This is a genomic window from Butyrivibrio sp. XPD2006, from assembly GCF_000420865.1.
Classification (GTDB): domain Bacteria; phylum Bacillota; class Clostridia; order Lachnospirales; family Lachnospiraceae; genus Butyrivibrio.
The window spans coordinates 271,040-281,717 of sequence record NZ_ATVT01000004.1; the positions used below are offsets into that span (position 1 = coordinate 271,040).

Genomic DNA, 10,678 nt, shown 5'->3' on the forward strand with positions numbered 1-10,678 from the left:
GCGTAGGGATATGGGGATTATGTATTAAGTAAAAAGGAGGGTTATCTTATGTTAGAGGTTGGAACTAAAGCTCCGGAGTTTGAACTCCCGGATCAGAACGGAGAAATGCATGCACTCAAGGACTACAGAGGCAAGAAGGTAATCCTGTATTTTTATCCCAAGGACAATACTTCCGGATGCACCAAGCAGGCCTGTGGTTTTTCTGAGAGATATCCTCAGTTTACGGAAAAGGGCGCTGTTGTACTGGGAGTAAGTAAAGATACTGTAGCGTCACATAAGAAATTTGAGGAAAAGTATGGTCTTGCTTTTACGCTTTTAGCTGATCCTGAGCGTAAGGTAATTGAGGCTTATGATGTCTGGAAAGAGAAGAAAAACTATGGAAAGATATCCATGGGCGTAGTAAGGACAACATATCTGATCGATGAAGAAGGCATCATCATCAGGGCTAATGACAAAGTTAAGGCAGCAGACGATCCGGAAAAGATGCTTGGAGAACTGTAATGAGGATAATCCTTTCCCCCGCCAAGAAAATGAATGTTGATACCGATAAGCTTGAGTGTCAGGGATTGCCTGTGTTTCTGGAGCAGACACAGGAAATTCTTGATTGGCTTTTGTTGCAATCTCATGAAGATCTGCAAAAGCTCTGGAGCTGTAATGACAGCATAGCTGAGCAGAATTTTAAGCGAATAAAGGAAATGGATCTCGGAAAAAGACTTACTCCCGCAATCCTGTCTTACGAAGGGATTGCCTTTCAGTATATGGCCCCGGCAGTTTTTGAGGACAGCTCTTTTGACTATGTTCAGGAGCATCTTAGGATACTCTCAGGCTTTTATGGCGTGCTTAAGCCCATGGACGGAGTGACGCCCTACAGGCTGGAGATGCAGGCCAAAGCTAAGATTGGCGGACATAAGGATCTCTATGATCTGTGGGGTGATCGTTTGTATCGTGAAGTGAGGGATGAGTCCGGTGTCATAGTCAACCTGGCTTCCAAGGAGTACTCAAAGTGTATAGAGAAGTATCTGGGAGCAGGGGATCACTATGTAACGGTGACCTTCGGTGAGATGGCAAAGGGGAAATTCGTCACCAAAGGAACTTATGCCAAGATGGCCAGAGGCGAGATGGTTAGGTTCATGGCTGAGCGCGGAATAGAGGATCCGAAAGAAATCAGGTCTTTTGACAGACTTGGATATGTATATAGAGATGATCTTTCAAGCGACAATGAGATTGTGTTTGAAAGAAAAATGGTCCCTTGACTCCGTCCCTGGGGACCAATTTGAAAAAACACTTGCGTTATGACTGATATATGATACAATTACATTGCGCACAATGTAAATTTGTATGGAGGTCATTCTATGAGTTTTCTTGAGGATGTAAAGACTAGACGCAGTGTCAGAGCATTTGATGGCAAAGCGCCATCTGCTGAGATTATTAATGAGTTAAAAGAGTATGCGGAGAATATTACAAATCCATATGGAGTCAATGTAAGATTTGTTTTTCTTGACGCTAAGGAAAATGATCTCTCAAGCCCGGTATTATCAGGAGAGACATTATATGTTTCAGCTGTAGTTAAGAAGGCGGAGCATTTTGAGGAGGCTTACGGATATGCATTCCAGAAGCTTCTTATGAAGGCTCATCAGCTTGGTCTTGGTACAGTCTGGATTGGTGGAACAATGCCAAGAGATAAGTTTGAGGCAGCATCAGATTTAAAGGACGGAGAGTACATGCCATGTATGAGTCCGCTCGGTGTCACAGCAAAGAAGATGTCAGTTAAGGAAGTCCTTATGCGAAAGGGCGTCAAGGCTGATACAAGAAAGGCTTTTGAGGAGCTTTTCTATAACGGAAGTTTTGCAACACCTATAACCGAGAGCGCATCCATGGGAATGGGACTTCATGATGCTCTTGAAGTAGTACGCTTTGCTCCTTCTGCTGTGAATAAGCAGCCTTGGAGAATAGTTATAGCGGACAGGAAGGCACATTTCTTTGAAGCTCATGATAAGGGATTTGTTACTCCTGATTACGATCTTCAGAAGATAGATATGGGAATTGCGCTTTATAACTTTGAAACTCAGCTTCTTTCAGAAGGAAGAACAACCGAGCTCTCATGTGAAAAGCCTGAAATTAAAGCTCCTGAAGGAATGGATTATATAGCAACTATTTCGTTTTAATTCATGAGGATCTTCTAATGGTTTTATTTAATATCTTTGTAATTTTGACAGGACTGTTTTATATAGCAGTCCTTGAACTTTCTAAGAACATGCTTATCGGCTGGGGTATTGGTATTTTTTCTATCATAGCCCTTCTTCTTTATCGGGATGTCTTTTACAAAAAAATCGGAAGTAAAAAGAATACGCTGATTCTGCTGCTGGCCTTTGCAGTAATTCTGGCAGTAAACATCTTTTTGACAAAACCTCCTGTTAAAAGAGTTCCGGCAGTGGATAACAGAAATCCGGATGTCACTGAAGTAGTGGAGATAGAGCAGGGACAGCTCACCGGTGTTTATAACAAGGATCACTCAGCCAGAGTCTATGCCGGGATTCCTTATGCCAAGCCTCCTGTCGGGGAGCTTAGATTTAGAGAACCTCAGAAGGCAGATGGCTGGGATGGTGTAAGAGCCTTTGATCATTTCGGACCGATGGCTATGCAGACAAGAGGATCGGTTTTGTATGATTCCCTCTCTCACATTCTGGGATGGCACGATTATCAGATTAAGTTTGGAGACGAGTATGTGGAGGAAGTCAGTGAAGACTGCCTTTATGTAAATGTCTTTACCCCCGGAGAAGACCGGGATGAATTTCTTCCTGTTATTTTTTATGTTCATGGAGGATCCCTTACAACAGGCCAGTCCTCATATACGGAGTACAGGGGTGAAGATCTGGCAGCCAAGGGAGTTATCTTTGTAAACTTCTCATACAGGCTTGGAGTATTCGGATACTATGCAGCTGATGACCTTAAGGCTGAGTCTCCGAACGGTACCACCGGTAACTACGGACTTCTGGATCAGATTGCAGCCCTTAAGTGGGTATATGACAATATCGAAGCTTTCGGTGGTGACAAGACTAAGATCACTATTGCAGGTGAGTCAGCCGGTGCATCGTCAGTAAATGCCCTGTGTATATCACCATTGACTGAAGGGCTTTTCAGATATGCAATAGCTGAGTCCAGTGGTATCGTGGCAAAAGAGCCTTTTCATACCTTCAGGGATTATGAGGATGCTGTTGCAACAGGAGAAGAAGTGCGAAATGAGTTTGGCGTTTCTTCATCTGCAGAACTCAGGAACATACCGGCTTCAGAGCTCCTTAAGACAAAAACGCACAATTCGTCCATGACTGTTGACGGATACGCTATTGTAGAACAACCTTATCTCACCTATGAGAAGGGTGAGAATCATGAACAGGCTCTTCTCAACGGCTTTAATGCAAAAGAGGCTGACGCATTTCTCTTGGGTACCGAGGCTACAAGAGAGAATTATGAGGACCTCATCGCAGAGGACATGCCGGATTATGGCGATGATATGGCGGAAGTTGTGCCTTGGAATCTGCCTCAGAGAGATCAGGCTTTTATAGTAGATGCACAGGGTGAAGCCAAGGGGGCGCTTAACGTAGCTTATAGTGCCATGTGGTTCAGCTATTCACATTATGTCTGGAATAATTACATGATTGCCCAGAACAGGCCTGCCTATGAATATTACTTCACCAAGACCAATGACATGCTCTCTAATTACCACGCAGGCGAGATTCCTTATGCCTATGGTAATCTTAAAAGGCATCCGGGACTGTACGATGAAGCGGACTACAAGCTATCTCAGATCATGCAGAGCTACTGGGTGAACTTCGCATATAACGGTGATCCTAACGGATACATTCTTAATCCTGATGGCTCTTCATCCGGAGAGGCGCTTCCGGTCTGGGAGATGAGAGACTTGGGTCAGGACAAGCTTTTAGAGCTTGGAGATGAGATAAAAATGACGGATGATCCCAACATGGAGATATACGAAGTCATCGATGAATTTATGGATACAAGAGAAACAAATTAATAGCATTCAGAAATCAGCCGTCAGTATTAAGAAACCTTGATACTGACGGTTTATTTAAATTCATCCGAATAATAGGGAACTACAAGGTTTTCACCGGCATAAATGGTTCCTTCTTCATCAAGATTATTTATAGCGCAGACTTCCCTGATGTAGGAGTCTGCGTTTTTGTATTCTGAGGAAATGTAATCTTCTGCGATGCTGCTCAGAGTATCGTCACTGTGAATGGTAATAGATGTGTAATACTTAAATCTGCCGTTCTCTGAATGAGCTGACAGAACAAGCTTCGTTCCAAGAAAAGCAAAAGCAAATACGATGATCGCTATAACAAGTGCCAGAATGATTCTCTGGCGTCTTACTATGCGAAGACGTCTCTTCCTGTTCTCTTCAATTCTGATCTCTCTGTAAGCTGTATATGCTGCATCCATAAAAAACACCTCCTTTGCTATGATTTGATTTTCGCAAAGGAGGTGTCCTATAGTTTGGACTTATTCCCAAAACAGTTCGTCTAAAGTCTTGCCGAGAGCCTTGCATATTGCGATGCAGAGATTGATGGTGGGGTTGTAGTCACCCTTCTCAATAGCGCTGATAGTCTGCCTTGATACGCCGCAGATGGAAGCAAGCTGATCCTGTGACAGGTCCATACCTGCTCTTGCTGCCTTAAGTTTAAGATTTTTCATAGATCAGTCCTCCTCATTTCCTTTTGTTGCAAAGCACTTTTTAGCCAGGGCACAGATACCTATTACTGCCATCCAGACAAGTACTATTACGTTGAGAAGAGGTAATGAATTAAATCCTTCTCTTGAAAGAGATCCGTTTACAATAGCAGCAATAACAGGGATGAGATTTAAAGCTACTGCAAGAACGATTATAGCGGTATAGCGCTTGCGATTGTTGTTAAGTCCCCAGTAAACTCCGTTCCAGATGCTGTGTACGCACAGAACTGTGAAGCCGATGAGCAGTACAATAAAGTGTACAAGATATCTTTCAATTGCAAATGTGATACCACCAATCTCGAGAATAGCCAGAAGTGCTTCCAAAAAAGCCAGTGTATAGAAACTGTACTTGTATCCGAGACCCTTTATTGCTTCCTGTCTCTCATCATACTGTGTTTTAAACTTGTGGTCTTTGTTGGCAAACTTAAGAAGTATTGCAGCAATTACAAGACCAACCATTAATCCAATTACCATTCCAAAAGATGCTGTTGCGTTCATTATATTTCTCCTCCTAATAAAGAATGAAACTATGTTTATATGTGAACTATTTATCTGTCAGCTGATAATCATATAATAAAACCACAATAGAATAATGTCAAGTATATTTGACAAAAATCTTTTCAGAATATCAAAATTCATATCAGAGACCGGGAAAAACAGGCAGAAAATAGACGCAAAAAAAGAGCTGAAAGCCGTAGCCATCAGCTCTTTTGACGTATTATCAATTGATGCTTTTAAATGTTTACAAACTGTTTTGTGCTGTCGTTAAGTTTCTCTGTTACTTCATTGGTTATATCCATTGAAGAACTGATACCGGAAATCTCATCTACGATATCCTGAGCGTTGTCAGCAGACTGACCTATTGCATCGGAAGCTTCGCTTACGGAATCTGAAATTGAAGATACGGAATCTGCCATCTGATCCATGATCTCATTAAGGCTTGTTGTCTGTATTGAAATGCCATCAAGCATCTCGTTGATGATCTTGGCGGTCTCTTCATATTTAGCACCTGTTTCAACAAATGCATCGTAGTCGCTGAGCACGGTAGTATTGATGAAATCAAGAACCTGCATCGCGTTATCGGCAAGGGACTTAACTGCAGTGGTAACTTCATTACTGATATTCTGGATGTTTCCGGCTGTCTGTCTTGAATTGTCGGCAAGGGAGCTGATCTCTCCGGCAACAACCGCAAATCCTTTTCCTGCTTCACCTGCTCGTGCAGCCTCTATAGAAGCATTCAGAGCAAGGAGGTTTGTCTGTGATGCGATATCAAGGATAACGTTGGTAAGCTCGGCAATCTGAGATACCTTCTCACTGTCTTTAACTGACTGCTCAAGCACTTTGGAGAGGTCCTCCATCTTGGTTCCGGTGTTCTCTTTCTTGTTTTCAGCCTCGTTCTTGATCTCAATAGCTTCAGCTCTGATCTCTTCGGCCTTGGCGGTTCCGTCTTCAACACCGTCATTGATATTTCCTGTAGCTGTCTTAATGTCATCCAGCTTTTCGTTCATAACCTGAGCAGTTTCAGCTACATTCTGCATGCTGGCTGAAAGTTCCTCAAGGGCAGCTGATGTGTTTGTGATATTGTCGCTGGCAAGTCTGATCTGATTAGACATATCTTCTGATGAACTTGTAAGTGAAATGGTTCCGTCTTTTACATCCTTAAGTACTACCTGAAGGGTTTCAATAAAGAGGTTGAAACCATCCTTTATGTGAACCAGCTCTGAAGAAGTTTTGGTCTTAAGACGTACTGTCAGATCGCCCTTATGGGATTTGATATCGGAGATCATAGCGCTTATCTCATCGGCTATGAGGTTAACCTTACGTCCAACCTGTCTGTAATTCCATACAAGGAATCCGATGATGGCAATAATGTAAATAATCATCATTATATTTACAATGCCAACAGCTCCGTTTGCGCGCTGCATAACAAGTTCCTGAGACTGAACCTGAACTTTAGCGACTTCATCGTTAAGGATAGATAACTGATCTTTCATTACAGCAAGTTGTGTTGAACACTCAACAAATACAACCTGGATAATGGTATCTACATCTGCTTTCGGAGCAGCGTCTATTACCTTCAAGTATCCGGCTTTCCACTCAGCGTAGTTTTGATCCAGAGTCTGCACGGCGGTAGCAGCATCACTGCCGGGAGTTGTAAGAGTATTGAAAGCGGATTTTATACCGGCTATAGCATCATCCATTTCTGAAATACAGTTCTGCATCTCAGGGACCTTTTGCTCTATTTGGCCCATTCCCGCAATAGTATCATACATGGCAGCCATTGCAAAACCGTCGTTATCGACGATACGCATATCAACATCAAATGTGGAGATGTTATTCATAACACCTTCCACAGTGTTGGCTGTCTCAATAGAACTGTTTGCGATATTCATCATCTGCGTGGTAACTACAGCGATAGAAATAACAAACAGTATCAGCAGGCAGGCATAGCTGATAGAGATCATTCCTGCCACTGTTTTGAAAAACGGGATTTTTTTAAAGGTTGCATTTTCTTTTCGAGTGGTTGAATTTGCCATGGCGACCTCCTTAACATAAAACGTCTTCACAGTATATTTTATCGCTTTTTAGATTATATATGTATGCGTTTATGCTAATTTTATACATTATTACCGGCTATTTTATAAAAAAAGAGGATTGCCTAATTAGTGGCAATCCTCTTAACGTTTCACATAATGTATAATTATCCAAAATATCTCTTGAGGAGACCTGCGAAAGCTCTTCCGTGTCTTGCTTCATCTCTTCCGATTTCATGTACAGCATCATGAATGGCATCGAGATTGAGCTCTTTTGTTTTCTTTGCAAGGTCTGCACGACCCTGGGTTGCGCCATACTCAGCTTCTGCGCGGAGTTCAAGATTTTTCTTGGTGGAGTTTGTAAGATCTTCACCAAGCATTTCGCAGAACATTGCTGCGTGTTCAGCCTCTTCCCAGGCAGCCTTCTCATAGAAAGCACCAATTTCGGGGTATCCCTCACGGATTGCTACACGAGCCATAGCAAGATACATACCTACTTCGTGACACTCGCCGTCACGCATTTCTCTGAGGCTCTGCTTAACATCTTCGGGTGCGCTGCTTGCTACGCCCAATACATGCTCACATGCCCAGTTTTTCTCGCCTTCTTCCTGCTTTGAGAACTTCTCGGCAGGAGCTTTACATTTAGGGCAAAACTCCGGGGGCTGGTCTCCTTCATGAATGTAACCACATACCTGACATACCCATTTCATAATAAGAAATCTCCTTTCCTGCGCTAAGCGCTTAAGTGTATAAATACACATATATTACTGCCGTAACATCAGAATAACACAAAGAGACTGAAAAAATCCTTTATTTTATAAATATTTAAGAATATACTTAGCAATTGTTTGAAAATTAATTTCATTCCGTATGCAAAAATGCGATATACTATTAAGTAGGGGGAAAATCAATGTATGGAGGCTATATATGAATATTGTTAGTGAAAAAATAAAAAGCAATTATGACTCGCTGCCTTCTTCAGAAAAGCTGGTGGCAGATTATGTTCTTGAACACAAGGATGCACTCTTTAAGCACCCGATAAAAGAGCTTGCGGAAATGTCGGGCACAACTCAGGCTGCCTGGACAAGATTTGCGCAGGCAATAGGATATGACGGACTTAAGGATTTAAAGAACGCATATTATGCTGAGGCAAATACCAATCTGGAAAAAGTGGGAGAAAATGCCCCGAAGATTGCTTTCAAGGATGTCAATGAGTATACATCGCTTCAGTCCATTGCTGATAATATCTGTGCGACCAGCGTACAGGCAATCCAGACCACATACAGACTTTTTGCGGCTGAGGCTTTTAGCGATGCGGTTACAACAATAGTAAGCGCAAAGCAGATTCAGGTATTTGGCGTAGGTACTGCAGGAATAGCAGCTTATGATCTGTATTGCAAGCTCCTCAGAATACATTACAACGTGGTTTATAATCAGGACCACCACATGAATCTTATGACAGTATCCCAGATAGGCCCCAAGGATGTGGCGATCTTTTTTGCCGATAATGCCAAAAATACTGAAATGATGCAGCTCTTCAATATTGCAAAAGAGCGAGAAGCTGCTACAATAGCAGTTACAAAGCTTGGTAACAATGCTTTGACCACCGGCTGCGATCAGGTTCTTTTTGCAACATCACCGGAGATTGATAAAAAGAGCGGACTGAACAGTTCCAGATTTGCCCAGCTCCTTATTGTAGACACGCTCTACACAGCAATTGCAAACAGGGACTACGAGAACATCAAAGGATATCTTAAGGATTCCTATGATGTATTCCATAAGACAGCCAGAGTATAAAATAAATGAAAGGCAGATCCAAATGGAAAAAATAGCTAGCTTTACGGTGAATCATATTGACCTTGAACCGGGCATTTATGTTTCGAGAAGAGATAAAGTAGGTCAGGAGACGATCACAACCTTTGATCTCAGAATGACAGCGCCCAATAAAGAGCCTGTTATGAACACCGCAGAGGTTCATACCATTGAGCATCTTGGGGCTACATTTCTCAGAAATGATCCGGAGTATAAAGATAAGACAATTTACTTTGGACCGATGGGATGCAGAACCGGATTTTATGTTGTTCTGGCAGGAGAGCTTGAATCAAAGGAAGTTGTTCCTCTGATAACAAGAATGTTTGAATTTGTAAGGGATTTTGAAGGAGATGTACCGGGGGCAAGTCCGAGAGACTGCGGAAACTATCTTGATATGAATCTTCCTATGGCAAAATTCTTGGCAAAGAGATATCTGGATAACACCCTTTACGGGATTGATGAAAAGCACCTTTATTATCCGGAATGATTGGAGAGATAAATGAAGATTGGAATTATCGGCGCAATGGAGGTCGAAGTAGAATCTCTTAAGAGCGCAATGACTGTTAAAAGAACTGTCAGCAAAGCTTCTATGGATTTCTTTGAGGGAACCATCGGAGAAACTGAAGTTGTAGTAGTAAGAAGCGGAATTTGTAAAGTTAATGCAGGGATTTGCGTTCAGATTCTGGTGGATACCTTCGGAGTAACCCATGTGCTCAACACCGGAGTTGCAGGATCTCTTGATGCAAAGATCAACATTGGAGATATAGTTTTATCAACCGATGCAGCTTACCACGACGTTGACGCCACAGTATTTGGCTACAGGAAGGGCGAGATCCCGCAGATGGGAGTACTCTCTTTTCCTGCAGATAGGGAGCTGATAGATAAGGCAAAAGCAGCAATAAGGACAGCAGCTCCTGACCTTGGAGTATTCGAAGGAAGAGTTTGCAGCGGAGATCAGTTCATTTCCGATAAGTCTGTTAAGGATGCCATTATAGAGTCCCTCGGCGGAATGTGCTGCGAGATGGAAGGAGCAGGGATTGCCCAGGCATGCTTTCTCAACAAGGTTCCGTTTGTTATCATCAGAGCAATCTCTGATAAGGCTGACGGATCGGACGTAATGGATTATCCGGAGTTTGAGAAGAAGGCAGCAAAAGACTGTGCGGCCCTTGTAATGGAAATGATGAAGACCATGTAATCACAATAATAAATACGTATAACAAAAGGGAGCTGAAATCAGCTCCCTTCAGACTGTAGACAAAGTGGTCCTGAGGGCGTAGCTCTCTGGACCATTTTTCTTATGTTATGGGGATTTTGTTCAGAACAAAGGTCAGAAACAGCCTATATCAGGCCATCTCTAACCGCCATTCATGCTTGATCCTTGCAAGCTTTTTCAGATTCATACACGCAAAGGTAAGCGCGACCTTCATTTCCATACGCGCCTTGCCATACATCTGTGTATATCTGAATCCGTGGTTTTCTTTGGCGGTCCCAAAAATTCTTTCTATTGTTTCTTTGCGATGGGAATAAAGATCTTTCATTCCCTCTGTGTATCTGATATCATCGCATACTTCCATGTAGTCTTCCCA

Annotated in this window: 12 protein-coding genes and 1 pseudogene; 7 read left to right on the forward strand and 6 right to left on the reverse strand. The window is 42.5% G+C overall.

Features of this window, described 5'->3' with window-relative positions:
• The first annotated feature begins 48 nt into the window (after positions 1–48).
• From bcp to G590_RS0106885, 4 genes are all read left to right on the forward strand, one after another.
• Positions 49–501 (forward strand): thioredoxin-dependent thiol peroxidase, encoded by a 453-nt coding sequence (gene bcp, locus G590_RS0106870; RefSeq protein WP_022764939.1) that lies wholly within the window; start codon positions 49–51, stop codon positions 499–501.
• The gene (gene yaaA / locus G590_RS0106875; protein ID WP_022764940.1) at positions 501–1,253 is read left to right on the forward strand and encodes a peroxide stress protein YaaA; all 753 of its coding nucleotides are present in this window, start codon (positions 501–503) and stop codon (positions 1,251–1,253) included. The genes bcp and yaaA overlap by 1 nt, the downstream gene beginning before the upstream one ends.
• 99 nt (positions 1,254–1,352) lie before the next feature.
• On the forward strand, positions 1,353–2,165 hold the full coding sequence (locus G590_RS18690; RefSeq protein ID WP_022764941.1) for a nitroreductase family protein: 813 nt from the start codon (positions 1,353–1,355) through the stop codon (positions 2,163–2,165).
• Positions 2,166–2,182: 17 nt separating this feature from the next.
• Positions 2,183–4,033 carry a carboxylesterase/lipase family protein gene (locus tag G590_RS0106885; RefSeq protein ID WP_022764942.1) on the forward strand — a complete coding sequence of 617 codons (1,851 nt, stop codon included), beginning with the start codon at positions 2,183–2,185 and terminating at the stop codon, positions 4,031–4,033.
• Between the two features lie 50 nt (positions 4,034–4,083).
• Here the strand turns inward: G590_RS0106885 and G590_RS18695 are convergent, their stop codons facing one another.
• The 5 genes from G590_RS18695 to G590_RS0106910 form a co-directional block, all read right to left on the reverse strand.
• Positions 4,084–4,458, reverse strand: a complete 375-nt coding sequence (locus G590_RS18695; RefSeq protein WP_022764943.1) for a LysM peptidoglycan-binding domain-containing protein — start codon at positions 4,456–4,458, stop codon at positions 4,084–4,086.
• A gap of 60 nt (positions 4,459–4,518) precedes the next feature.
• Positions 4,519–4,710, reverse strand: coding sequence for a helix-turn-helix transcriptional regulator (locus G590_RS0106895; protein WP_022764944.1), 192 nt, complete (start codon positions 4,708–4,710; stop codon positions 4,519–4,521).
• A 3-nt stretch (positions 4,711–4,713) separates the two neighbouring features.
• Complete coding sequence (locus G590_RS0106900) at positions 4,714–5,244, reverse strand: hypothetical protein (protein WP_022764945.1); 531 nt, start codon at positions 5,242–5,244, stop codon at positions 4,714–4,716.
• Positions 5,245–5,480: 236 nt separating this feature from the next.
• Positions 5,481–7,283, reverse strand: coding sequence for a methyl-accepting chemotaxis protein (locus tag G590_RS0106905; protein WP_022764946.1), 1,803 nt, complete (start codon positions 7,281–7,283; stop codon positions 5,481–5,483).
• A 164-nt stretch (positions 7,284–7,447) separates the two neighbouring features.
• On the reverse strand, positions 7,448–7,993 hold the full coding sequence (locus G590_RS0106910; RefSeq protein WP_026493990.1) for a rubredoxin-like domain-containing protein: 546 nt from the start codon (positions 7,991–7,993) through the stop codon (positions 7,448–7,450).
• A gap of 214 nt (positions 7,994–8,207) precedes the next feature.
• Here G590_RS0106910 and G590_RS0106915 point away from each other — a divergent pair, with 214 nt between their 5' ends.
• From G590_RS0106915 to G590_RS0106925, 3 genes are read left to right on the forward strand one after another with little or no spacing between them, the layout of a single operon-like run.
• Positions 8,208–9,077: a MurR/RpiR family transcriptional regulator gene (locus G590_RS0106915; RefSeq protein ID WP_022764948.1), complete on the forward strand. Its 870-nt coding sequence runs from the start codon at positions 8,208–8,210 to the stop codon at positions 9,075–9,077.
• Between the two features lie 22 nt (positions 9,078–9,099).
• Positions 9,100–9,579 carry an S-ribosylhomocysteine lyase gene (locus G590_RS0106920; protein WP_026493991.1) on the forward strand — a complete coding sequence of 160 codons (480 nt, stop codon included), beginning with the start codon at positions 9,100–9,102 and terminating at the stop codon, positions 9,577–9,579.
• Positions 9,580–9,591: 12 nt separating this feature from the next.
• Positions 9,592–10,287, forward strand: coding sequence for a 5'-methylthioadenosine/adenosylhomocysteine nucleosidase (locus G590_RS0106925; protein ID WP_022764950.1), 696 nt, complete (start codon positions 9,592–9,594; stop codon positions 10,285–10,287).
• A gap of 166 nt (positions 10,288–10,453) precedes the next feature.
• Here G590_RS0106925 and G590_RS18700 read toward each other — a convergent pair.
• Positions 10,454–10,678: pseudogene (locus G590_RS18700) on the reverse strand (transposase); the annotation flags it as partial.

What these genes read in the sequence shown, in the direction of transcription:
- bcp (WP_022764939.1), top strand. Translation starts at nt 49, where the DNA reads ATGTTAGAGGTTGGAACTAAAGCTCCGGAGTTTGAACTCCCGGATCAG.
- yaaA (WP_022764940.1), top strand. Translation starts at nt 501, where the DNA reads ATGAGGATAATCCTTTCCCCCGCCAAGAAAATGAATGTTGATACCGAT.
- G590_RS18690 (WP_022764941.1), top strand. Translation starts at nt 1,353, where the DNA reads ATGAGTTTTCTTGAGGATGTAAAGACTAGACGCAGTGTCAGAGCATTT.
- G590_RS0106885 (WP_022764942.1), top strand. Translation starts at nt 2,183, where the DNA reads ATGGTTTTATTTAATATCTTTGTAATTTTGACAGGACTGTTTTATATA.
- G590_RS18695 (WP_022764943.1), bottom strand. Translation starts at nt 4,458, where the DNA reads ATGGATGCAGCATATACAGCTTACAGAGAGATCAGAATTGAAGAGAAC.
- G590_RS0106895 (WP_022764944.1), bottom strand. Translation starts at nt 4,710, where the DNA reads ATGAAAAATCTTAAACTTAAGGCAGCAAGAGCAGGTATGGACCTGTCA.
- G590_RS0106900 (WP_022764945.1), bottom strand. Translation starts at nt 5,244, where the DNA reads ATGAACGCAACAGCATCTTTTGGAATGGTAATTGGATTAATGGTTGGT.
- G590_RS0106905 (WP_022764946.1), bottom strand. Translation starts at nt 7,283, where the DNA reads ATGGCAAATTCAACCACTCGAAAAGAAAATGCAACCTTTAAAAAAATC.
- G590_RS0106915 (WP_022764948.1), top strand. Translation starts at nt 8,208, where the DNA reads ATGAATATTGTTAGTGAAAAAATAAAAAGCAATTATGACTCGCTGCCT.
- G590_RS0106920 (WP_026493991.1), top strand. Translation starts at nt 9,100, where the DNA reads ATGGAAAAAATAGCTAGCTTTACGGTGAATCATATTGACCTTGAACCG.
- G590_RS0106925 (WP_022764950.1), top strand. Translation starts at nt 9,592, where the DNA reads ATGAAGATTGGAATTATCGGCGCAATGGAGGTCGAAGTAGAATCTCTT.